Below are 22,475 nucleotides of genomic sequence, written 5' to 3'. Positions count from 1 at the left end.
CTATTCTTTTTTTACGGGAGCGGACAGGAATAATCCGATCGCCCCGGCTATCATCATTAAGATCCCTGTATAAACGATCGGCAACCATGGATCTCTTACCAACTCAAATACACTCATCCGGCTCCATTTACCTTTCGTCTCGTCGTAACTCAACTGGTAGATTTTCCATCCGGCGATAGAGAGCGGCTTATTCACCTCGATACACGCCTCCTTGGTCTGTTTATCTTTCGTATAGACCATAACGTCCGAGGCAAAGCGTCTCGGTTCCCGTTCCGGCATCACCATGCTAACCGCATCATCCAGCTGGAGCGATATATATGGGAAGATATAGCTGCCACAACTCACCCAGCCTTCCTTCTGCCGTCCGGTAAGTTCGTTACGTGCTTTTACGTATAAAGCGGTGGTCGCCCCCTCGGAGTGAAATTCCACGAAGTTTACCGTATCCTGCCCCATCACGCAAGCTGCCATCGGTAGTGAACGGGTAACCTCAACCTTCCAGCCTTGCAGGTTCCCGGCCAAGGGAGTTTCCTCTACCAATAGATTCTCGGGTTGCTTTTCGGGAAGCGCTTTTCCGGTCGTATTGTCGATCAGCATTAACTTAGGAGGATATTCATCGATCGTAAACGAACGAAGCTCGATGGCGAGCGGTAGCTCTATCATCTCATTCTTCTCGTCCGAAGCCCTCCACTCGGGATTCTCCAACGGAACCGTCATCCGTAAACGGCGTAAATCCCCGTTTCCCAAGATCGCCGCCAGCAGCGTGATAAATAAGCCGGCATGGTTCAGCATAAACGGAACATCCCGCCAGCGAAACGATACGATACGCTTCAATGTGACAAAGCCCAAGACAAACAAGAAATAGAGAAACAGCAGGACAAAAGGCCACGACATCGTAATCCGCTCGATACCCGGACCCACAAATCCCATAACCAACACAACTGACAAAAGAGCCGACAAAGAGGTAATGCTCGCCGTTAACCCGGAAAACCACTGGACAACCGTGATTTTCCGGCTAACAACAAACCCTATACATAGAACCAGCAGAAAAATCAATCCTCCGGCCACATTCACCGGATATTGGAACAACCCTGCCTGAACCGGGCCAGTGATCAGTTGCAAGCCAAATCCCGTAATCAGTAAACCGGCACAGATGGCCCAGCCTTCAGCAGATCCCCAAGGTTGTTTCCACATAATCAAATGTTCTTCGCTAAACGATTATTTTCTTGCGCCTCTTTCACCCATTGAGGAACGATCGTATTCAGGAATTTTTCCTTGGCGGTACGTTCAGCGGCCATATCCAAACCGATATATTGCTGAGCCTTTTCTTTCGTAGAGAAGTCCGGCATCGGAACATCATCCGTATAACCTAATTTCGCTAACACTTTCGCAGTAGCCAGACGAGCCTGCATCGCCTTATCCAATCCATTGCCTAATATCCTTTGAATCTCTTGCGGAGCGTGGAACGCACCACCATGAGAAGCCACGCCGAAATCCCAACGCCATTGTGCCTGACGGATCAGTTTCAATACATCTTTCATCTGATCCTCGGTAGCCCCCTTATCCCACGCGAACTTCGCCTCGATATGCGCTTTCGCCAACTCGGTCTCCAAACGGTTACGCATCTCGTTCGCCTTATTCTGACGCTCGTACACATTATTGCGTAAGGTCTCCTCGCTCTCACGGTGGCAAACCTGACACGTACGGTCGATCATAGCCAACGGGCTTTGGATATGGTGGTCACTATATTTCACGCCCCCCTCGCTCTTATACGGCATATGGCAATCGGCGCAAGATACACCCCGCTGCGCATGGATACCCATTTGGGAGATCTCATAATCCGGATGCTGTGCCTTTAAAATAGGAGCACGGCTTAGCTTATGCGTATAATCGGAGAAACCGGCCTCATCATAATAAGCCTCCATATCCTCAACCGTAGAACCTTTATCCCAAGGGAAAGTCAAGTATTTGCCATCGCCCTTGAAATAATATTCCACGTGGCATTGCGCGCAAACCAAGGAACGCATCTCTTGCTGGGTCGCTTTCGTGATGTCCTTGCCTTGACGCTGGAAAGCCTCGATCAAAGCCGGGCGACTGATATGCAGGTTCATATTCTCCGGCTCATGGCAATCGGCGCAACCGATCGGATTCATAATCTCTTTACCCAGAGAAGCCCATTTGCCCTTATAGAAATTATCCACGCCCATCGCTTGCATCATGCGGGGAACATCCGGGCTTTTGCAAGTCCAGCAAGTAGCCGGTTGCGGCCCCTCGTTCTCTGTCATCGGAGCGCCCACACGCAACGTGTTACGCATATCCTCGATCGCATGCATATGCCCTCTCGGGGTAGAATAATCCTTAGAGAAAGCGTAACCGGCCCAAAGGATCACCATTTCCGGACGAGCCTCCAGCACATCGACCGCCTGATTCCCGTTGTATAAACTCTTGAAACTCGTATCCGCCGTAGCCTCCCAAGTCTGGTACTCACGTGGATAATTCGGTTCGAACTTATCATTGCGAGCCTCGATTCCTGTGATCTCCGTCTTCCTATTATTCATTACGCTAGTGACCTCCGCATGTCTCTCGTTCACGGAAGCAGCGATCATACCCAAAACAAAAACAACGACCATGGTTCCTCCAAACAGCAACCAACCTTGCCATGATTTTAATTTCTTTTCCATAACTATACTGATTTATTATTATTTACTTAGCATATCTTTCAACCAGTCCGGCGATACGGACTTCGGATAAGGCACCAACGCGTTCAGTGTGGAAGACAGGCTGTTCGTACCCCCGTGCGGCACCTCGCGATGGCAATCCCAGCAGGCTTTCCCTTCTCCCGCCATAGCCATCTCATGATCGATCCTTCCGGTATTCACGAATTCCGTATTCAACTGCGTATGGCAACGGATACAGTTATTCATGATTACCTCCGCACTCTCGTCGATCGCCTGTATCACTTGCGGTTCCCCTCGCATCATGAATACCGAGGCGTGGCGCATTCCGTCCATACCCTTGAAGAACCACTTCTTCACGGCGTTCTCGTGCGGCACATGGCAATCGTTGCAAGTGGCGTTACGGCTGTGCGAGCTATGATTCCATGTAGCGTAATAAGGGCCCATGATGTGGCAATTCACGCAAGTAGCCGGGTCATCGGACAAATAGGTCCACGCCCGGGAAGCATATAAGGTATAAGACCCCAGCCCGCAAAGGACACCTCCGGCTATGATAGCGGCTAGTTTCCAAGTTCTTGTCGGGAACAGCGTTTGTATTATTTCTCTTATTTTCATACCGCTGATTCTTTAATATTGGTTTATGAGACACAAATATCCTAAACTTGCGTGTGGGAAATTGTAATAAATATTACATTGCACGAAATTTTATGCGTAAAATGAAAAGATTGTTATTTATCTCGGTCTCCGCACTCCTTTTATGCTCTTCGTGCGTGAGTAAAAAGAAATACCTCCTTGCCGAGAACGGCCGCTTGGAGGCGATCGGACGTGGCGACGTCTTGAAGGAGGAATTGATTAAATGTAAGGACGATAACGACGCACTCAACAACCGGATCGCCGCCTTGATAAGGGATACGACCACAATGGGGCGTGATATCCGTAATTACCAGACCATGTTGAATACCAATATGGGTGAGCAGGACAAGCTGAATGCCTTGTTACAGCAAAAGATGAGTGAGCTGGACGAGCGTGAGCGTACCATCAACGAGCTACAGGATATGATGAACGCGCAGAACGCGAAGGTACAGAATCTGTTGAGTAGCGTGAAAGACGCTTTGCTGGGTTTCAACAGCGACGAGCTGACCGTAACCGAGAAAAATGGTAAAGTATATGTAGCCATGTCGGATAAGCTTCTGTTCCAATCGGGTAGCGCAAAGGTCGATAAACGAGGCAAGGAAGCGTTGGCTAAGTTGGCCGAGGTGTTGAATAAGCAAAACGATATAGACGTTTATATAGAGGGCCATACGGACAGCAAGCCGATCAATACCGCCCAATTCAAGGATAATTGGGATCTAAGCGTGATCCGTGCGACTTCCGTAGTGCGTATCCTTACCAAGGACTATGGGGTGAATCCGCTACAGATACAACCTTGTGGTCGTGGGGAGTTTATGCCGGTCGCTGATAACGAGACCGCTGATGGGCGTAGCAAGAACCGCCGTACGGAGATCATCATGGCTCCGAAGTTGGATAAGTTGATGCAGATGTTGCAGTGATAATGATATGGTCAAGCTCCGGGTATTATCTACTGCCGGAGCTTGGCTAAAACGTTCACTCTTCCAAATGATAGACAACACACCGATACCTCAATTCCGATGGTTTACAAGGAATCCATACATCCATATCCTCTCCATTCGCGGAACGAATGATATGGAGGAGAGCCGTATCATACCTATCCGTCCTTTCCCCGACAGAGACCGATCCCCCTTGAGCGCACGACCGGATATGGAACTGAACATCCGCAAGATCATATACCTCAGATCTAAGATAAGGATAAAAACCTATTATTGAACTCAATGTATCCTCCCAAACCCAAATACTATTTCCATCATCCTGATACGTATATTCCGTCCTTACCACATAGGACTTATAGGTGTAAGAACCCGTATAACCAAACTCATCCCCTACGTTATAAGGCAAACGCCCTTCACTAGTAGCCAGCTCATGCGCAAGAGTGAACCCTACAATATCCAAGGTATCACCACTTACGATCTCTATCGTCGGTTCAGAATGCAAATCATCCTTACCAAGATCTTCCACCCGTGAGCAAGCCACATTAAGGCCCATCATAAAAGCTAAACATACAACGATTAAATGTCTCATATCATTCTATATTTTTTAATTGATCAAAGTTTACACGAAGATAACGCCATCGCAACTCCTCCGGCCGTACAGGAAGCCAGCGATCGATCTTCTCTCCATCTGAGTTCTTCTCTACATATATTAAATAGGTACATGCTATCACTTGCCTCTTATCATCTCGCATATGCTGTGAACTGATAACGAAGCCTTGCGAACTAAAATCCTTCAAAAAACCCGCTTTCTCTTCCGCATACGAGTTCTGCCCTATATCATAAATACTATCCTCTAAAGAAACCACCCTTGCCTCATACGAGAAATAGAGATAAGAGGCATTCATATCAAACTCTTGCGCAACATCCCCGGGCAATGTTCCCCATTTCGCATCATACGCCTCACAAGCCGTGAAGCCCTTCACCAATATGGAGTCCATCCCTAAGTCACCCCCCAGATGAATCGTATCCGGCCTTGAATATAAAGTCATCTGATTAGCGATTTTAACCTCATCATCCCCACAAGCAGCCAGAAATAGAGCTATAAATAGCCCACACAAAAACAAACCTTTATTCATATCCACTCTCTTTTATTTTATTTAAAATGAAAACGATATAGATAAGCAGATATTGCTTGAGCGTAACATTTATCCCATGAAACCCAAGCCTTCATACACAAGCCATGCTGGTTTATTATCCGGATTCCATAAGTAAAAAACAGCATTCCAAATTTACCGCTTGCATTTGATAGCGAAATACAAGATATACAAGAAAGCGATCAACGGGACGATGAAGCCCAGCGCCATATTCTCCTCGCCGATATATCCCATCAGCATCGGACTGAAAGCGCCGCCGGCAACTCCCATCACGATATAAGAAGAGGCTTTCTTGGTATAAACGCCCATACCTTCCAGCCCCAACGCGAAAATCGTAGGGAACATGATGGACATGAAGAAAAAGGATAAATAAAGAGCGTATAGTGAAAGCGTACCTACGGAAGCCACCACCAAAGCCATACAAACGGCACTCAACAAAGAATACCAAGTCAGCAAGCGGCCCGGAGCCAACCACTTCATCGTAAAACTACCGCTCAAACGCCCGATCATAAACAAGGCCATTCCACCGAATGCCAAAATACGAGACGCTCGCAAATTACTGATACCCGGGTCCATCTCCGTCACGTAATTAATAAAGAACCCGAAGATTCCCGTCTGCGCGGCGCAATAACAGAATTGGGCGACCACGGAACGCACAAACTGCCTACGTTTCCATAGGGAGGCAGCGGGTTTCTCCTCGACAATAGCGGTCACCTCCTCCTCTTCTTCCAGCTTAATCTCCGGCAACTTCGTGAAAAAGAAAAGCAACGCTACGAACAAGACGATACCACCTACCAAGATATAAGGTTTAGTCAACGCCATCGAATCTCCCTCCGGTGCCCCGAATATCAACAAACCACCTACCAATGGCCCCAATATCCAACCTAATCCATTAAAAGACTGGGATAAGTTCAGCCGTTGGGCGGCGGAAGCAGGCGGCCCCAATATCGTAGAATAAGGATTCGCCGCCGTCTCCAAGATACAAAGCCCGCAAGCGATCACAAACAAGGCGATCAAGAAAGGTGTAGCCGAATGCAAAAAAGCCGCCGGGATAAACCCGAAAGCTCCGATAGCGAACAATAGCAAACCCATGATAATCCCTTTCCTATATCCGTAACGTTTCATGAACGCTCCCGCCGGCAACGCCATCAAGAAATAAGCGATATACGTAGAGAATTGCACCAAGCCGCTCTCTGCCTTGGTCATCGTGAAGACTCCTTGGAAATGCTTGTTCAGCACATCCAAGAGTCCGTGGGCGAATCCCCAAAGCAAGAACAAACTCGTGATCAAGATAAACGGGACCAAATAAGATTTCCCTCCCGGGGCGGCCACCAGCGATTGTTTCTTTTGTTTTTCCATCCTTCCGTCTATTTACTCGCGCCCGGCAATTTAAACATACATTCCATTAACTGCCATTTCTCCGACGAGGAGCTTCCCGGAGCGGCTTTCTGATACCTCGCCACGAAGTCCTCCCATTCCGCTTGCTTATCCATCGTCGCCAAACGGGCGAACGCCGCATCCCAATCAAAATCATCGGGCGTCTCCACGATCATGAACAACCGGGTTCCCAAACGGTAAATCTCCATATTCAAGATCCCTACCGCACGGATTCCTTCCGGTATCTCCGGCCAGATATGTTCCGGCGAATGCCAATAGCAATACTCTTTTATCAACTGCTCATCCTCTTTCAGATCCAAGGTCTGACAATATCTTTTCATAACATTGTTTTTAAAATGAAGTCGCGAAGGTACAAAAGTATCCTTAATCCAGATAAACATCTTCGCCCGGATGCTTATAATAGGCATACATCCGTTGGATCTGCTCCGGCAGCACACGCTCCAAGGACAACGGGGGCAACTCCTCCAATCGAAAGAAACCTTTCCCCAAGATATCGAAAGTCTCGGTAAACGATCCGCCCTTTAACTCGCAAAGGATAAAAAACTTATATACATAATAAGGTATAGCGGGATGCGGATGCTTGCTCATATCCATCACGGCCAGCAAGCGGACCGGAAGCACATCCAAGCCCGTCTCCTCTTTCACCTCTTTCGCCGCTACCTCTTTCGGGGAATACCCCACATCGCTCCATCCGCCGGGCAACGACCAACATCCGTCCATTTTCTCACGGACCAGCAAAATCTCGTCTTTCTCGTTAAAGACAACCGCACGGATATCGACTTTCGGGGTTACATACTCTTGGGCCGGGCGGTAACCACTCGCTACATCATCGGGCTTCAATCCGGTAGCCAGAGCCGTTATTTCATCACTTAGGCGGCTCAACTCTTCATAACGTTCCGTATCGTACTCGCTTAATGAATAAACCAACCCCGTCTGGGACAAGGCCCGGATACGTTGGGCCAATAAAATCAATTCCTTACTTCTAGACATAATAGCTTTACTGTTTTAGATAACATGATCCCATATGATTCATGAATAGAACGTCTAAAGATAAAAGTTATTATCCAACCCGTCATTCTATCGTGCCAAAATAACGTATATTATGCCAATATTACAGATTCCCGTTTCATTGTATCTTATTCCAGTTTCTAAAAGATATTATTCCCTGCACCCGCATCCCCCGAAACATAAGTTCCCCATGCGTGGATTAAACCTTATTCAATCTCTTTCATCCGAGTTAACACACACATTATCAGATTGGCATACCATTTGAAGTATCTATAGCGAATTCGAGATTAAAAAGGACGAGTTCAGAAATAAGAATAGTAAATAGAATATTTAACTAATAATTGGAGGACTGTATTATGACACCGATGAGAAGAAGTCAAAATTGGTTACCGTATGTATTCAATGATTTATTTGACAACGACTGGATGATAAAAGCAAACTCTACAGCTCCAGCCATCAACGTGATAGAATCCGATAAGGATTATCGAGTTGAGGTAGCCGCTCCCGGTATGACGAAGAACGATTTCAACATCAAGATCGATGAGAACAACAACTTGGTCGTATCTATGGAGAAAAAAGAAGAAAAGAATGAGGATAAGAAAGACGGACGCTATCTGAGACGCGAATTCTCTTATAGCAAGTTCCAACAAACCATGGTTTTGCCTGACAATGTAGAGAAAGACAAGATTGAGGCGAAGGTTGAGAACGGCGTCTTGAGTATCAGCATACCGAAAAGAACTGAGGAAGAGGCTAAAATGGCCGAGAAAGTAATCGAGATCAAATAACCTCGATACACTTTCCTTCGTAAAAACTCAACAAAACCGATAATGGCTTGTTCTATTTATAAACAACATAAAATAGAATAAGCCATTATGATTTTAAGCAGAAAATTATCAGATGCTCTAAACGAGCAAATCAACATGGAGATGTGGTCATCCAACCTATATTTATCCATGTCGGTACATTTCACTCAGATAGGGCTGGATGGTTTCGCGCATTGGACGCTAAAACAATCGCAAGAGGAACTTGAACATGCCTATAAAATGATCGATTACTCAATCAAGCGTGGCGGACAAGTGACGATCGGAGTAGTTAATTCCGTTCCTACGGCATGGGGAGAGCCGTTGGAGATTTTCCAGCATATCTACGAGCATGAGGTGCATGTATCCGGATTGATCGACAAGATTGTCGATATCGCTTCCGAAGAGAAAGACAAGGCGACACAAGATTTCCTATGGGGTTTCGTCCGGGAACAGGTAGAGGAAGAGGCTACAGCGAAAAATATTGTCGAGAAACTTAAATTATACGGAGAACATCATGCCGTATTAATGGATCATCAATTAGGAAAAAGATAAACGAATACTTGCTTGTCATACCTATAAATGGACCTAAAAAGCCATGTCGTCTTCTTGGGATGGCATGGCTTTTTTATAGAGGTCAAAGCCCTAAAGCCTGACGAATCGCCTCACTCCACAATTCGCCTAACCGGACCGCTCCTTTCTCATTCGGATGAAGATAGAACACTCCGGCGTTGCCCTTCTCCGCTTGGAAATCCGTTAAATGGTTTTCCTTAAAATAATCAAATCCTTTCGTATCTCCCAGAAAGACTTGTCCGGGAAAATGAGACGCATAATAATCGACTAATCGTTGTATTTGCGGATAATAATCTTGGAGCCTTCGCAAGCCTTCTTCCAAATATTTAGCTCCATTATACGTATTCGGGCTATACCATAGAGGACGATGTACCACAATACGGCAATTCGGGTATAAAGCTAATAAGCGATTGATAATTGTCTTCATGTTCTCATAATACCGCTCGGGCGTTACCGGGCAGCCGTTCGTGCCTTCTATCGCGCTATCGTTCGTCCCCAGCATAATAGAGAACACCAAATCCGCCCAAGTCTCATCCTTAAATTTATCGGCAGCACGTACGGCCCACGGGAAGAGCGTATTCGTATCCGGCAAATAATCAACGGTAGTACAGCCGCTCTGTCCTCTATTGGAATACTTGACCGAAGCCACTTCCGGGCACTTGCTTAAAAACAACGCAGCCTTTACAGGAGGCGCATCATGGACAGGCTTCGGTAACCCGGCGCCAAACGTGATACTATTCCCGATAAATACGATATTCACATAACGTTTATTGTTTGCGGCTGAAGCAGACCAACACATAACGATACTTATTAAAATACATATGACTCCCTTAATTTGTCTCATGGCTCCCATTCAATTGATTCTCCTGCGAAGGTAAGAATAATTTGATTATCTCGGGATGTTTTTCAAGCCAAGCACGGGCTGATCGCGATTCCGTACGTGTCCCGTCTTCCATATAATACATCAATTCGCTCAGTTGTTCATCGGTTAACTTAAAGTTCTTGAAAAAAGAGGCTGCATATGGATCTTTCTCAGAGAATCCTTTCGTAGCGATAACCTCGATATGCTCCGAGTCTCCAAATTCCTCTTTCGGGTCTTCCAAGAATTTTAACGGATAACGTGAGAACATCCAATGAGGGGTCCATCCGGTAACCACGATCCATTCGTTCGCATCAATCGATTTCTTCAAGAAAGCAACCATCGTAGCCCCACTGGAAGATTTCAAATCAAAATCCAAAGAATAATCTTGAACCGCCTTATCCGCCGAGTTCATCAAACCGGCGCCGGCATCGATCCCTATAATCTCACCTTTAAATTGATCTTTATGGGCATTCAAATCCTCGATGGAACGAATGGTAACGTACTCCGGAACTACCAAGCCCAATTTCGCATGCTCATAAACCGTTCCGAGTGTCTCAAGCCGGTCCCCGTATTGTTCCATATAATCCGCATGGGTCACCGGTAACCATGCATCCATGAACACATCCGCTTTTCCCGAAGCGACAGAAGTAAAGATCGGGGCGATATCCGCATTTTTTAATGTTACCCGATATCCTTGATCCTCTAATATCACTTTGGCTAAGTTGGTCATAGCGATGCCCTCCGCCCAATTAGCGTACGCTATCGATATTTTCTTTCGATCCTTGCTATCCACACAACTGAAAATAAATTGCAAGGTCACCAAAAGCATACAGCATCCAATAATAATCGTAAATCGTCTCATATATCTATTTCTTTCTTTTCTATGTTTCTTATTTCTTTTGTTTATTCACTTTACCTTTCGCCCAGCCCTGCGTAATACGATCCAAGATAATAGCCAAGATAACGACCGCTATACCTCCTTCGAAACCTAAACCTATTTTCATTTGGGTAATTCCTCGCAAGACAATCTCACCCAATCCTCCTGCCGAGATCATGGCCGCTATCACTACCATAGAAAGTGAAAGCATGATCGTTTGATTCACTCCCGTCATGATCGTTGGCAAAGCCAATGGCAATTGCACCTTATAAAGCAACTGAAAGGAAGTAGCGCCAAATGAGCGGGTAGCCTCCACAATATCGGCCGGGACTTGACGGATTCCCAGATCGGTCAACCGCACAACCGGGGGCATGGCGAAAATCACCGTTGCGAAAGCGCCGGGTACCGGACCTAAACCAAAAAACAAAACGGCTGGTATCAAGTAGACGAAAGCCGGCATCGTTTGCATCAAATCCAAGACCGGATGGATGATCTTATCCGCCCGATCACTGCGTGCGGTCCAAATTCCTAACGGAACTCCGATCATCAAGGCGATAATGGTAGAAGACAGTACCAAGGCCAAAGTCTGCATCGTTTCCACCCAGAAACCCATTCCGTAAATTAACAATAGACCCAATGCCGTGAACACGCCGACTCCTTTTCCTGCCTTGAACCAAGCCAACAATGCCAAGCCCAAAATCATCACATAAAACGGAATCCAAGTCAGCCCATCTTGAAAAGCATCGATAAATCCTCCGACCCCATCATTTATCACATCAAAAAAACGAGCGAAATGCTCAGTCAGCCAATTAATGGCAATCTCTATATATTTTCCTATATTTATCATAATTCTATCGCGTTTTGAACAATTTGATCTATTTCCTCTTTATCCTTCCCCGTCATCTCGATTATAATCGATGAAGTAGAAACCAAGCCAGCCAATTGATTGGCCTCATTAACGACCGGTAAGGCCTGCCGGATCTCCGGTAACAAAGGAAGCATATCCTCAACCGTCGTGTTTTCCAGAACCGAAGGAACCTCTTTCATCACAATCGATGAAAGATCATGATTCCCCGCTTTCCGAAGAGCCAAGACATCTTTCAAACGAACCTCGCCCAGAAATTGCCTATTTCCATCCACGACCGGCAATACATATAAGTTTTTCTCTTTCATTTTCCTCAACACGGTCTCCGGGCCATCTTTACGGATACGAGCGACAACCGGCTGGGTTATCATTATCGATGAGGCTGTAACGATACGTCCACGATCTACATTTTCCGTAAATCTAGAGACATAATGATTGGCCGGATCTGTCAAGATCTCCTCAGGGGTACCTACTTGCACGACCTCCCCGTCTTTCATAATGGCGATACGATCCCCCAACTTAATCGCCTCGTCAAGATCATGCGTAATAAAGATGATCGTTTTTTGCATCTTCTCTTGTAGTTTCAATAGCTCATCCTGCATCTGTACACGGATCAATGGGTCTAAGGCAGAAAAAGCCTCATCCATTAAGAGCACCTCGGGATCATTCGCGATCGCACGGGCCAATCCGACACGTTGCTGCATACCTCCAGACAACTCGCTAACCTTCTGGTTCTCGTATCCTTTTAACCCTACTAGGGCTACACTTTCCACAGCTTTCTGGTCTCTTTCTTTTTTAGGAACCCCTTGTAACTCCAAGCCAAAAGCGATATTACTCAATACCGTGCGATGGGGCAGCAATCCAAAATGCTGGAAAACCATAGCCATTTCCTTACGCCGTATATCCAATAATTCTTTATCCGAGGAAGTCGTTATGTTTTTTCCGTTGATAAAGACTTCTCCCAAAGAGGGCTCGTTCAATCGGTTAATACAACGTAACAGCGTAGATTTTCCACTTCCGGAAAGTCCCATTATCACAAATAACTCCCCTTCCTCAATTTTTAGGTTCGCATTACGTACAGCTACCGTGCAACCCGTTTCTTTCAAAATGTCTTGTTTACTTTTTCCCGCTACTAGCATTCTTTTCGCACGCATTTTCTCCGGGCCGAAAAGAATAGATAAATTCTTTATTTCTATTTTCGTCATATAAAATCTTTGATTACAGGTATGATACAAAAAGATTAGGCCATAAGTCCAGAATTTCTTATGGCAAAACATAAACCAAAAGCATATATAAGTTAATGCTTATTATGGAAATTGACTACAACCTAAATCATCTCTTATATAGACAACCGAATTTCAAAGAGTATTGTTCACTAGTTTTTCCAACTATTGGGTCTTTTCATAGGTAAAGTGAAAATAAATGTAGAACCAAATCCTTCTTCGGACATCACTGAAATATTACCGCCCATTTTTAATACCAGACCTTTACAAATTGCTAATCCCAATCCGATTCCTTGCTCAAAATCGCTTAATTGCACGAACCGAGCAAAGATATTATCCAATTCATCTTTGGGAATGCCACAGCCTGTATCCGAAACATAAAACTTAATCATTTTCTCCTCAGCCTCAAGCGTATACCCAAACCAGATACTACCTTTCTTGGTATGCTTAACCGCATTCGTCAATAAATTCATGCAGATTTGCCATAATCGATTTCGATCTATATTAAATATGATATCGGGACATGCATCCAAGGTTATTTCCACCCCTTCCGGCTTACGTAATTGTATGGAGTTATATAGATCTTTCATAAAGGAAGGTAAATAAACATCCATATAAGTAAATGTCATCATATCAGACTCGATTCTGGAAATATCCAAAACATCATTGACTATACTTAAAAGTAAATCATTGTTCATCTTGATCAAGCTAATATAATTTTGACGCAATTCCAAATCCTCCTCCACTCCTAACAAATCAGAGAAACCGACAATAGCGTTCAATGGTGTACGGATCTCATGGGTCATATTCGCTAAGAAAGTCGACTTAAGCATATCCGCCTCCTCCGCTTTTTCCTTGGCTGAGATCAAGTCTTCCTCAAACTCCAATCGTTCTTGATCATCGATCATACAGCCAACAATCAAATTCGGGAAACCATTTTCATCCTTCTCATGCGTCTTACCGATCACCTCATAGATCCGATAGGTATTATCATCGTTCTTTAGACGAAAATCTATTTTATATTCATCCAATTTATTCGCACGGATCGTATTGAATAGATAGAAAAAGTCGCCAGAATCGTCCGGGTGACGAAGTTGCGGCAAAGCCTGACAGATGAACTGATTACGTTTCAATAAACTATTGGTCGTGCCATAAAACTGGAAACAACGGTTACAATGTACTTTATCGCAAGACTTAAATCGGCTGAAATTAAAAGAATAAGTCGTAATCTTGCTATTCTGCAAAGCAAGCTCCATCATCATCCGACTTTCGGACAACTTACTGCTTAACGCCTCATTCGCTTTCTCCTGCTCAACGAGCTCCGACACATTCCGTATATAAATAATCACATACCGGTCATGTACAGGTACCAACCGTAGTTTAAAATAAACGACCGGAGCGTTATGTCCCGGAATCGATAAATCTAAATTCATGATCTCCGACTTATTCAAGCAACTTTGCACGATCGTGGCCACACGACGCTTAGTCTCATCCGGATAAATGAAACCCGGAAGATCATCGATACGCCGATTGATCGACTCCGGCGTTATACAAGTCTCCACAGCATAAGCGATAATCCGCTCTACGATCAATTGCTTGTTTACCAAAAGGATCGTATCAGGAACCGCTTCCGCCATCTTTTGCGACATGTCCGTCAATTCCTTCAATTCCCGGTCATAACCGGCTGCCTCCTGCCCGACCGCCGGATTACCCGTTAATAATAAGGTATATCCAAGAATCTCTCTATTCTCTTTCATTGAGGGGATGATAGAATACGGTACAGGCAAAGAACCGGAAACCACGCTTCCCCCACGCAGATATTGTTTTTGAAGATCGGTCAACAAATCTGTACGAAAAAGATTATTTAATAAGAAGTCCGCTTCATTTGTAAAAGGAAATTTCTCGTTTAAGGACTTATTTATATCAATTAGCGCACCGTTTTTATCATACAGAGCACCTCCCATGGGATAATATGTAAAAAAATCTGTCAGCAAACGCTGTTTTACCTCGGAAACCTCCATATACTTTCTTTATTAACATCAATAAGTTACAAAGAAATAAAATCTTTGAAAATCAGAGAAATTTTAAAGCATAAACTTTAGGTCTATTTCACAAGAAAATCAGTCTCTTTACTAAAAAAGCAACAACAAACCTTCACTTACGCTTGTTACTTAACAAACAAATTAATTATAATATGAAAGCATTAATAGGTAAAAAGGCACCGGAATTCCACGCTCCGGCAGTAGTGAATGGCAATGAGATCATCGAGGATTTCTCTTTGGAACAATATGTAGGCAAGAAGTATGTAGTCATGTTTTTCTATCCGATGGACTTTACATTCGTTTGCCCGACAGAATTACATGCCTTCCAACAAAAGTTACAGGAATTCGAAAGACGTAACGTAGCGGTGGTTGGTTGCTCCGTCGATTCTCAATTTTCTCATTTCGCATGGTTAAACCAAGATAAGAATAAAGGAGGTATCCATGGGGTGACTTATCCACTCGTATCCGATTTTTCCAAAACCATCTCTGAAAACTTTGGCGTATTAGCCGCTGATTATATTACAAACGAAAGTGGAGAACTTATCTCCAGAGGAAATCCGGTCGCTTACCGGGGTCTGTTCCTGATTGACAAAGAGGGCTTGATCCGTCATTATGTAATCAACGATTTACCATTAGGCCGTAACGTAGACGAGGCTCTCCGTATGGTCGATGCCTTACAGCACTTCGAAGAATATGGCGAGGTTTGCCCGGCAAATTGGTCCAAAGGAAAAGACGCCATGAAAGCGACAAACGCAGGAGTCTCTAATTATTTAAGCCATCATTGATATATTGCAAGAAAGGGGGCTAGGCCCCCTTTCTTATACTATTGAGACAATCGTTTACACTTTCCCGAGATATGCGAGATATCTAGACGTAAGATATTAGTCCGGTAAAAAGATTTCTCAATATACTTTTCGCCGATCTCCTTAAACGCCGATGAATATTTATTCACGAGTAGCCGCAAGGCATACCGACGCTCTTCTTCCGGCAAATCCAAATGTATCTCTCCAAAAGCGATAGTGCTCTCGTAACCTGTCGTGAATTTTCCCGGAACGATTTGTGTAGCGCCAACTACCGTGAAACTCACTTTCGGGTTTTCTCGTAGACATTCCAGCTTATACCCTTCCGGAGCGCAATGGAAATAAATAGAATCCCCTTCCTTTACATAATTGATCGGGATTCCATACCCATACCCATTTATCCCCGACATGGCCAAAAAACCATATTCCGCCTCCTCCAATAAACGAATTGCCAACTCATTATCCAAAATCCGGTCTTTTCGTCTGATCTCTCTAAACATAGGTCTAATTTATTTATAAACGAGTATAATACACTAATCGTGGCAAATCTATAAAAAAATAATATACATTTGCGTCATAAAGTTGACACATGATAAATATTATAGATCTATGAGAGCAAGAATAACCTTATTATTATTATTCGCCATTCTTTTCAGTTTCACTTGTCTGGCACAAACTAATTTTGAAAAACACTTCACGAAGAAAAGTCTCCGGATTGATTTCGCATTGAGCGGGAATTGGGATTTCCAAGCCGCCGCTATACAACAACTCCGGGAAGAACCCGTCTGGGCAGGGCCGGTCAAAAACTTGATCGATCCGTTTGGTTATGGAGGGTATTATATTAATGTATATGATAAAGCCGGTAAAGAGTTGATCTACTCACGAGGATTCAATACGTTATTCGAAGAATGGAGAAGTACGGAGCAAGCGAAGACCGAGACACAATCTTGGACAAATAGCATCTCTATCCCCTATCCGAAAGCTCCTGTCATCATTGAGATTACGGCAAGAGACAAGGCCGACATGCAGTTCCATCTTTTATTGAAACAAGAGATTGATCCGGCCAGTATTTTTATTGACCGGGGAAAACTCAAGGAAAACCGGATCACAAAAATCCAATATAACGGGGATTCCTCCGGGAAAGTAGACCTCGTATTTTTGGCGGAAGGTTATACGGCGGATGAGCAAGAGAAATTCGTAGCTGATGCCAAACGTTTTACGGAGGCATTGTTTAAAACCCCGCCTTATGACACTCGCCGGGAAGATTTCAATATTTGGGCGGTAGATGCCGTTTCGGAAGAATCGGGAACAGATGTATCCGGTAAAGGTATATTCAAGAATACCGCATTGAATTCCGGTTATTATACATTCGGTGTAGATCGCTATTTAACCACCCCGGATATGAAGTCTATACGTGACGCCGTATGGAACGCTCCTTGCGACGCAATCTTCATCTTGGTAAACACGGACGCTTACGGTGGTGGCGGTATGTATAATTTTTATGCCATGGGAACCGCCGATAACCCACGTACCCCGGTCGTATTCGTTCACGAGTTCGGACATAGTTTCGCTGGTCTAGCAGATGAATATTTCAGTTCCGAGGTCGCTTATCAAGATTTTTATAATTTGAAGTACGAGCCTTGGGAACCGAACATCACGACCTTGGTTAACTTCGATGCTAAATGGAAAGATCTTCTACCGACTAATACACCGATACCTACCCCATTAGATGACGCCCATAAGGATAAGGCAGGCGTATTCGAGGGAGGCGGTTACATCGCTAAAGGCATTTATCGCCCGATGGATCACTGTATGATGCGTGATTACGCTCCATTCTGTCCAGCTTGTAGCCGGGCGATCTTAAAGATGATCGATTACTTCACGGATAAACCGATAAAACATTAACAAGGAAAGAGCGGGTACCCTAATAGCTTTGTTACATCAACTATTAAGATACCCGCCAGCACTAACCTATCAACATTTATTTCATCATCGGAATTTCTATCAAAAGAACTTTTGCGTGCTTCAAGACTTCTATCGTAATGCTATCGGTTTCCCAGAATCCGGCCCCGTCACGCTTAGACAGGATCGTATTACTTACCTCCACCTCTCCGTCGATCACGAATAAATAAACTCCATTATTTTTACTATGTAGCTTGTACTCTTTTACTTGACCGGCATCTAGGTTTCCTAAAGAGAACCAAGCGTCTTGGTTGATCGACGCAGGAGCGCTACCATCCGGAGCGATGATCAAGGACAACTTATTCTTTTCCGAAGTAACCGGACGCACGTCATAACTGGCATAATGAGGCTTGGTATTCTCCTCACGGGGAAATACCCATATTTGCAAGAACTCCAATTGTTCATTACCGCTGTCGTTGAACTCACTATGCACGATACCGGTACCGGCGCTCATCACCTGAATATCTCCCGGCGTAATCACCTCGCTATTCTTTATGCTATCCCCATGGCGTAAATATCCCTTTAACGGGATGGAGATAACCTCCATATTCTTATGTGGATGCATATCGAATCCCTCACCCGGCGCCACGGAATCATCATTCAATACACGTAGCATCCCGAAATGAACCCTTTCCGGATTGTAATAATTAGCAAAGCTAAACGTGTGATGTGTTTTCAACCAACCGTGATTCGCATACCCTCTGGATTGAGCCTTATCAACTACAACTCTCATATTTTCCTCCTTTTTAAATCTACATTAATAACAAATCCATAACTATAAATGTTGCGGGACGCATATTTCGAACATTTCATGTAAACATGTGATTCATATATGAACAGAAATCGCTACTTTTGCACAATTAAAAAAACTCATCCTGTAAATATAAAATCTTATGGCAATCTACTTAAACGATGTATCGAGAACATTTGGTGAGTATTTACTTATTCCCGGTTTAACCACCAAAGAATGTATTCCCGCAAACGTTTCATTGAAAACGCCGCTTGTGAAATTCAAGTCTGGCGAGAAATCCGCTATTGAATTAAATATTCCTTTCGTTTCAGCGATCATGCAATCGGTTTCCGGCCCTAAACTGGCAATCGAGTTGGCTCGCAACGGAGGACTTTCCTTCATCTTCGGCTCGCAACCGATCGAGAGCCAAGCGGATATGGTTCGCAAAGTAAAGAAATTCAAGGCCGGATTTGTTATCAGCGACTCTAACCTTACGCCCGAGAATACCTTGGCCGACGTGCTTGAGCTAGTCCGCCGGACAGAACATTCTACGATTGGTGTGACAGATGATGGTACGCCTAACGGCAAATTGCTAGGTATGGTAACCAGTCGCGATTACCGTGAAGGCAAAGACCCGATCGACATGAAGGTGAAAGATTTCATGACCCCGTTCGCTAAACTAATCGTTGGCGAGCTAGGCATGACCTTGAAAGAGGCGAACCAGATTATCTGGGATCATAAGTTGAATACATTGCCAATCATCGACAAGGATCAGAAGCTTCAATACTTCGTATTCCGCAAGGACTACGATAGCCACCGTGAGAACCCGAAAGAGTTATCCGGCGGTGATAAGAAATTATTAGTAGGTGCCGGTATCAACACCCGCGACTATAAGGAACGTGTTCCGGCATTGGTAGAGGCTGGCGTTGACGTATTGTGTATCGACTCTTCCGACGGCTATTCCGAATGGCAGTACGAGACCTTGCACTGGATCAAGGATACCTACGGAGACAAGGTACTGGTTGGTGCCGGAAACGTGGTTGACCAAGATGGTTTCAACTACTTGGCTGACGCCGGAGCGGATTTCATCAAGGTAGGTATCGGTGGTGGTTCCATCTGTATCACCCGTGAGCAGAAAGGTATCGGTCGCGGACAGGCTACCGCCTTGATCGACGTAGCGAAAGCTCGTGACGAGTATTTCAAAAGACACGGCGTTTATATCCCTATCTGTAGCGATGGTGGTCTGGTACACGATTACCATATGGTATTGGCGTTGGCTATGGGTGCCGATTTCTTGATGATGGGCCGTTATTTCGCCCGCTTCGACGAGTCGCCTACGAAGAAGATGAAAATCGGAAACAACTTCGTGAAGGAGTATTGGGGTGAGGGCTCTAACCGTGCGAAGAACTGGCAGCGCTATGACATGGGTGGGAACGAATCCTTGAAATTCGAGGAAGGCGTGGACAGCTATGTACCGTATGCCGGAAAATTGAAAGATAATTTAAACGTAACATTGGGTAAGATGATCGCTACGATGTGTAGCTGTGGTTCCATCTCTATCCAAGAGTTGCAGCAGCATGCCAAGATCACGCTTGTCTCCTCTACGAGTATCGTTGAGGGTGGCGCTCACGACGTGATCCTGAAAGAGCAGAATTAATTACAATATGTATTCTAGTAGAGGCGTGGCACGCTACGTCTCTACTATTTACACATTCAAATAATTTACCATGAAAAATCTATTACTTACAGTTATCCTTTTGTGTTTTTGTTTGCCATTCGTAAAAGCCGCCGATCAAAAGATGATCTTAATCTCAACCAATGAGACGGACTTGATTTTACAAGTAGCCCCCAATGGACGGCTCTACCAAACTTATCTAGGGAATAAATTAGTAAACGAATCCGAATTTGAGAACCTCTCATGGAATATCCAAGCCGGAACGGATGGCAGCGTATCAACCCGTGGATGGGAAGTATATCCTTGCTCAGGAGCGGAAGATTATTTCGAACCAGCTTTCGCCATCCAGCATAACGACGGAAACATGACTAGCATATTCAAGTATGTTTCCAGCGAATCTAAGAAACTAGACAATAACGTTACGGAGACAATTATCTCCCTGAAAGACGATGTATACCCAGTGGAGGCTAAATTACATTATGTAACCTTCGCTAAAGAAAACGTGATCAAGGCTTGGACTGAGATTCGTCATATGGAGAAAAAACCGGTCACGATTACCCAATACGCTTCCAATATGCTTTATTTCGAGAGTCCTCGCTATGTATTGACCGAGTTTAGCGGTGACTGGGCCAAAGAAGTACAGATGAGCAGCCAAGACTTGAAATTCGGGAAAAAGATTATCGATACGAAACTAGGCTCCCGTGCCGCCATGCACGCTTACCCGTTTTTTGAGATTGGGTTAGGTGCCCCGGCCAGCGAGAATACAGGAGATGTTTTAATGGGAACGATCGGTTGGACTGGAAACTACCGCTTTACGTTCGAGGTGGATAACGCCGGTAACCTTCGTGTCATCTCCGGCATCAATCCCTATGCGTCCGCCTATGAATTGAAACCGAACGAATGGTTCGTCACTCCTGAGTTTATCTTTACGTTGAGTAATCAAGGAACCGGAAAAGCCAGTCGTGATATCCATGATTGGGCACGTAATTACCAGATCAAGGATGGTAAAGGCGATCGACTTACCCTACTGAACAACTGGGAATCGACTGGTTTCAATTTCAACGAGAAGAAATTGGAGGAACTAATGAAAGAAGCCAAGCATCTAGGTGTAGATATGTTTTTGCTGGATGATGGTTGGTTCGCTAATAAATACCCTCGTCAAAACGATAAGGCCGGATTGGGCGATTGGGAGGTTACACACGATAAGTTGCCAAACGGCATTCCTCATCTGGTGCAGGTCGCTAAAGATGCCGGCGTGAAATTCGGTATCTGGATCGAGCCGGAGATGGTAAACCCCAAGAGCGAACTTTTCGAGAAACACCCGGACTGGGCGATCCATCTACCGAATCGTGAGACCTATTACTATCGCAATCAACTTGTCTTAGACTTAAGCAATCCGAAAGTACAGGATTATGTATTCAGCGTGGTGGATAATATCATGATCGAGAATCCGGATCTGGCTTTCTTCAAATGGGATTGCAACAGCCCGATTACCAATGTCTATTCCCCCTATCTTAAAGAGAAACAGAATCAATTGTATATCGACCATGTACGAGGTGTCTATAACGTATTCAAACGGGTAGCCGAGAAATACCCTCACCTACCGATCATGCTTTGCTCCGGTGGGGGTGCCCGCTGTGATTACGAGGCATTGAAATATTTCACGGAATTCTGGTGCAGCGACAACACCGATCCGATCGAGCGTTTGTATATCCAATGGGGATTCTCCCAGTTCTTCCCGGCAAAGGCAATGTGCGCCCACGTGACTAGCTGGAACAAGAATACCTCCATCAAGTTCCGTACCGACGTGGCCATGATGTGTAAGATGGGCTTCGATATCAGCTTGAAGGAAATGAACGATGACGAGATGAAATACTGCCAAGAAGCAGTTGCCAACTACAAACGTCTAAAGGGCACGATCCTCGACGGCGATCTGTACCGTCTAGTCTCCCCTTACGATACCAACCATTCATCCGTGATGTACGTGGATAAGGCAAAAAGCAAATCCGTCCTATTCGCTTATGATATCCACCCTCGCTTCGGAGAAAAGACTTTCCCCGTAAAGCTACAAGGATTGGACCCGAATAAGAAATATAAGGTACAAGAGATAAACCTCATGCCGGGCCAGAAATCGACCTTGGTTACCGACGGAGGTACCTTCAGCGGAGATTTCTTGATGAAAATAGGAATGAACGTGTTCTCTACGGCTCATGCCCATAGCAAGGTCATAGAGCTGACCGAGGCTCACTAACTAAATTGTCAACAG

The 22,475-nt window shown here is 44.8% G+C and carries 22 protein-coding genes; 7 read left to right on the top strand and 15 right to left on the bottom strand.

Annotated features, from left to right (window positions below):
* Genes CI960_RS03660 through nrfH form a run of 3 tightly spaced genes read right to left on the bottom strand, consistent with a single transcriptional unit; the run spans nucleotide 1 to nucleotide 3,287 of the window.
* Nucleotides 1-1,191 (bottom strand): cytochrome c biogenesis protein ResB, encoded by a 1,191-nt coding sequence (locus tag CI960_RS03660; protein ID WP_005855314.1) that lies wholly within the window; start codon nucleotides 1,189-1,191, stop codon nucleotides 1-3.
* Nucleotides 1,192-1,193: 2 nt separating this feature from the next.
* On the bottom strand, nucleotides 1,194-2,678 hold the full coding sequence (nrfA, locus tag CI960_RS03655) for an ammonia-forming cytochrome c nitrite reductase (RefSeq protein WP_005855312.1): 1,485 nt from the start codon (nucleotides 2,676-2,678) through the stop codon (nucleotides 1,194-1,196).
* Between the two features lie 18 nt (nucleotides 2,679-2,696).
* The gene (gene nrfH / locus CI960_RS03650) at nucleotides 2,697-3,287 is read right to left on the bottom strand and encodes a cytochrome c nitrite reductase small subunit (protein ID WP_005855310.1); all 591 of its coding nucleotides are present in this window, start codon (nucleotides 3,285-3,287) and stop codon (nucleotides 2,697-2,699) included.
* 101 nt (nucleotides 3,288-3,388) lie between these two features.
* Here nrfH and CI960_RS03645 point away from each other — a divergent pair, with 101 nt between their 5' ends.
* Entirely contained in the window at nucleotides 3,389-4,222 is an 834-nt protein-coding gene (locus CI960_RS03645; protein WP_005855306.1) for an OmpA family protein, read from the top strand.
* 55 nt (nucleotides 4,223-4,277) lie between these two features.
* On the opposite strand, the gene CI960_RS03640 is transcribed toward CI960_RS03645, so the two are convergent.
* From CI960_RS03640 to CI960_RS03620, 5 genes are all read right to left on the bottom strand, one after another.
* Complete coding sequence (locus CI960_RS03640; RefSeq protein ID WP_005855303.1) at nucleotides 4,278-4,829, bottom strand: hypothetical protein; 552 nt, start codon at nucleotides 4,827-4,829, stop codon at nucleotides 4,278-4,280.
* 1 nt (nucleotide 4,830) lies between these two features.
* Nucleotides 4,831-5,376 (bottom strand): hypothetical protein, encoded by a 546-nt coding sequence (locus tag CI960_RS03635; RefSeq protein WP_005855300.1) that lies wholly within the window; start codon nucleotides 5,374-5,376, stop codon nucleotides 4,831-4,833.
* Between the two features lie 153 nt (nucleotides 5,377-5,529).
* Entirely contained in the window at nucleotides 5,530-6,753 is a 1,224-nt protein-coding gene (locus CI960_RS03630) for a sugar MFS transporter (protein WP_005855297.1), read from the bottom strand.
* A gap of 8 nt (nucleotides 6,754-6,761) precedes the next feature.
* The gene (locus tag CI960_RS03625) at nucleotides 6,762-7,112 is read right to left on the bottom strand and encodes an L-rhamnose mutarotase (protein ID WP_005855294.1); all 351 of its coding nucleotides are present in this window, start codon (nucleotides 7,110-7,112) and stop codon (nucleotides 6,762-6,764) included.
* 43 nt (nucleotides 7,113-7,155) lie between these two features.
* Nucleotides 7,156-7,782, bottom strand: a complete 627-nt coding sequence (locus tag CI960_RS03620; protein ID WP_005855292.1) for an NUDIX hydrolase N-terminal domain-containing protein — start codon at nucleotides 7,780-7,782, stop codon at nucleotides 7,156-7,158.
* 374 nt (nucleotides 7,783-8,156) lie between these two features.
* Here CI960_RS03620 and CI960_RS03615 point away from each other — a divergent pair, with 374 nt between their 5' ends.
* Nucleotides 8,157-8,585, top strand: coding sequence for an Hsp20/alpha crystallin family protein (locus CI960_RS03615; RefSeq protein ID WP_005855288.1), 429 nt, complete (start codon nucleotides 8,157-8,159; stop codon nucleotides 8,583-8,585).
* 90 nt (nucleotides 8,586-8,675) lie between these two features.
* Nucleotides 8,676-9,155, top strand: a complete 480-nt coding sequence (locus CI960_RS03610) for a ferritin (RefSeq protein ID WP_182001071.1) — start codon at nucleotides 8,676-8,678, stop codon at nucleotides 9,153-9,155.
* Nucleotides 9,156-9,237: 82 nt separating this feature from the next.
* On the opposite strand, the gene CI960_RS03605 is transcribed toward CI960_RS03610, so the two are convergent.
* The 5 genes from CI960_RS03605 to CI960_RS03585 all read right to left on the bottom strand — a co-directional run bounded on the left by CI960_RS03605 (nucleotide 9,238) and on the right by CI960_RS03585 (nucleotide 15,021).
* Complete coding sequence (locus CI960_RS03605) at nucleotides 9,238-10,017, bottom strand: GDSL-type esterase/lipase family protein (protein WP_008781006.1); 780 nt, start codon at nucleotides 10,015-10,017, stop codon at nucleotides 9,238-9,240.
* A complete protein-coding gene (locus CI960_RS03600; protein ID WP_005855279.1) occupies nucleotides 10,004-10,897 on the bottom strand; it encodes a glycine betaine ABC transporter substrate-binding protein in 894 nt (297 codons plus the stop codon). The genes CI960_RS03605 and CI960_RS03600 overlap by 14 nt, the downstream gene beginning before the upstream one ends.
* Before the next feature lie 28 nt (nucleotides 10,898-10,925).
* Nucleotides 10,926-11,759, bottom strand: a complete 834-nt coding sequence (locus CI960_RS03595) for a proline/glycine betaine ABC transporter permease (protein WP_005855277.1) — start codon at nucleotides 11,757-11,759, stop codon at nucleotides 10,926-10,928.
* Nucleotides 11,756-12,982, bottom strand: a complete 1,227-nt coding sequence (locus CI960_RS03590; RefSeq protein WP_005855275.1) for a glycine betaine/L-proline ABC transporter ATP-binding protein — start codon at nucleotides 12,980-12,982, stop codon at nucleotides 11,756-11,758. Before CI960_RS03590 ends, CI960_RS03595 begins: the two co-directional genes overlap by 4 nt.
* A 170-nt stretch (nucleotides 12,983-13,152) precedes the next feature.
* Nucleotides 13,153-15,021, bottom strand: coding sequence for a HAMP domain-containing sensor histidine kinase (locus CI960_RS03585; RefSeq protein ID WP_005855273.1), 1,869 nt, complete (start codon nucleotides 15,019-15,021; stop codon nucleotides 13,153-13,155).
* A 173-nt stretch (nucleotides 15,022-15,194) separates the two neighbouring features.
* On the opposite strand from CI960_RS03585, the gene CI960_RS03580 reads away from it, so the two are divergent.
* The gene (locus tag CI960_RS03580; protein ID WP_008774437.1) at nucleotides 15,195-15,827 is read left to right on the top strand and encodes a peroxiredoxin; all 633 of its coding nucleotides are present in this window, start codon (nucleotides 15,195-15,197) and stop codon (nucleotides 15,825-15,827) included.
* Between the two features lie 38 nt (nucleotides 15,828-15,865).
* Here the strand turns inward: CI960_RS03580 and CI960_RS03575 are convergent, their stop codons facing one another.
* Nucleotides 15,866-16,342, bottom strand: coding sequence for a pyridoxamine 5'-phosphate oxidase family protein (locus CI960_RS03575; RefSeq protein WP_005855269.1), 477 nt, complete (start codon nucleotides 16,340-16,342; stop codon nucleotides 15,866-15,868).
* 109 nt (nucleotides 16,343-16,451) lie between these two features.
* On the opposite strand from CI960_RS03575, the gene CI960_RS03570 reads away from it, so the two are divergent.
* Nucleotides 16,452-17,747: a M64 family metallopeptidase gene (locus tag CI960_RS03570; RefSeq protein WP_005855267.1), complete on the top strand. Its 1,296-nt coding sequence runs from the start codon at nucleotides 16,452-16,454 to the stop codon at nucleotides 17,745-17,747.
* Nucleotides 17,748-17,823: 76 nt separating this feature from the next.
* On the opposite strand, the gene CI960_RS03565 is transcribed toward CI960_RS03570, so the two are convergent.
* Nucleotides 17,824-18,537, bottom strand: a complete 714-nt coding sequence (locus CI960_RS03565) for a pirin family protein (RefSeq protein ID WP_005855265.1) — start codon at nucleotides 18,535-18,537, stop codon at nucleotides 17,824-17,826.
* A 160-nt stretch (nucleotides 18,538-18,697) separates the two neighbouring features.
* Here CI960_RS03565 and CI960_RS03560 point away from each other — a divergent pair, with 160 nt between their 5' ends.
* A complete protein-coding gene (locus CI960_RS03560) occupies nucleotides 18,698-20,191 on the top strand; it encodes an IMP dehydrogenase (protein WP_005855263.1) in 1,494 nt (497 codons plus the stop codon).
* Nucleotides 20,192-20,261: 70 nt separating this feature from the next.
* Nucleotides 20,262-22,460, top strand: coding sequence for an alpha-galactosidase (locus CI960_RS03555; protein ID WP_005855262.1), 2,199 nt, complete (start codon nucleotides 20,262-20,264; stop codon nucleotides 22,458-22,460).
* The last annotated feature ends 15 nt before the right edge of the window (nucleotides 22,461-22,475 follow it).

The sequence above is a fragment of the Parabacteroides sp. CT06 genome (assembly GCF_002257605.1).
Classification (GTDB): domain Bacteria; phylum Bacteroidota; class Bacteroidia; order Bacteroidales; family Tannerellaceae; genus Parabacteroides; species Parabacteroides distasonis.
The sequence above is the reverse complement of the archived record's forward strand: the minus strand, read 5'-3'. Positions and strand labels throughout refer to the sequence as shown.

Excerpts from the sequence above, each read along its gene's own strand:
- CI960_RS03615 (WP_005855288.1), top strand. The coding sequence starts at position 8,157 with ATGACACCGATGAGAAGAAGTCAAAATTGGTTACCGTATGTATTCAAT.
- CI960_RS03620 (WP_005855292.1), bottom strand. The coding sequence starts at position 7,782 with ATGTCTAGAAGTAAGGAATTGATTTTATTGGCCCAACGTATCCGGGCC.
- CI960_RS03595 (WP_005855277.1), bottom strand. The coding sequence starts at position 11,759 with ATGATAAATATAGGAAAATATATAGAGATTGCCATTAATTGGCTGACT.
- CI960_RS03605 (WP_008781006.1), bottom strand. The coding sequence starts at position 10,017 with ATGAGACAAATTAAGGGAGTCATATGTATTTTAATAAGTATCGTTATG.
- CI960_RS03565 (WP_005855265.1), bottom strand. The coding sequence starts at position 18,537 with ATGAGAGTTGTAGTTGATAAGGCTCAATCCAGAGGGTATGCGAATCAC.
- CI960_RS03590 (WP_005855275.1), bottom strand. The coding sequence starts at position 12,982 with ATGACGAAAATAGAAATAAAGAATTTATCTATTCTTTTCGGCCCGGAG.
- CI960_RS03630 (WP_005855297.1), bottom strand. The coding sequence starts at position 6,753 with ATGGAAAAACAAAAGAAACAATCGCTGGTGGCCGCCCCGGGAGGGAAA.
- CI960_RS03625 (WP_005855294.1), bottom strand. The coding sequence starts at position 7,112 with ATGAAAAGATATTGTCAGACCTTGGATCTGAAAGAGGATGAGCAGTTG.
- CI960_RS03645 (WP_005855306.1), top strand. The coding sequence starts at position 3,389 with ATGAAAAGATTGTTATTTATCTCGGTCTCCGCACTCCTTTTATGCTCT.
- CI960_RS03575 (WP_005855269.1), bottom strand. The coding sequence starts at position 16,342 with ATGTTTAGAGAGATCAGACGAAAAGACCGGATTTTGGATAATGAGTTG.
- CI960_RS03580 (WP_008774437.1), top strand. The coding sequence starts at position 15,195 with ATGAAAGCATTAATAGGTAAAAAGGCACCGGAATTCCACGCTCCGGCA.
- CI960_RS03570 (WP_005855267.1), top strand. The coding sequence starts at position 16,452 with ATGAGAGCAAGAATAACCTTATTATTATTATTCGCCATTCTTTTCAGT.
- CI960_RS03600 (WP_005855279.1), bottom strand. The coding sequence starts at position 10,897 with ATGAGACGATTTACGATTATTATTGGATGCTGTATGCTTTTGGTGACC.
- CI960_RS03660 (WP_005855314.1), bottom strand. The coding sequence starts at position 1,191 with ATGTGGAAACAACCTTGGGGATCTGCTGAAGGCTGGGCCATCTGTGCC.
- CI960_RS03560 (WP_005855263.1), top strand. The coding sequence starts at position 18,698 with ATGGCAATCTACTTAAACGATGTATCGAGAACATTTGGTGAGTATTTA.
- CI960_RS03585 (WP_005855273.1), bottom strand. The coding sequence starts at position 15,021 with ATGGAGGTTTCCGAGGTAAAACAGCGTTTGCTGACAGATTTTTTTACA.
- CI960_RS03555 (WP_005855262.1), top strand. The coding sequence starts at position 20,262 with ATGAAAAATCTATTACTTACAGTTATCCTTTTGTGTTTTTGTTTGCCA.
- CI960_RS03640 (WP_005855303.1), bottom strand. The coding sequence starts at position 4,829 with ATGAGACATTTAATCGTTGTATGTTTAGCTTTTATGATGGGCCTTAAT.
- nrfA (WP_005855312.1), bottom strand. The coding sequence starts at position 2,678 with ATGGAAAAGAAATTAAAATCATGGCAAGGTTGGTTGCTGTTTGGAGGA.
- CI960_RS03635 (WP_005855300.1), bottom strand. The coding sequence starts at position 5,376 with ATGAATAAAGGTTTGTTTTTGTGTGGGCTATTTATAGCTCTATTTCTG.
- nrfH (WP_005855310.1), bottom strand. The coding sequence starts at position 3,287 with ATGAAAATAAGAGAAATAATACAAACGCTGTTCCCGACAAGAACTTGG.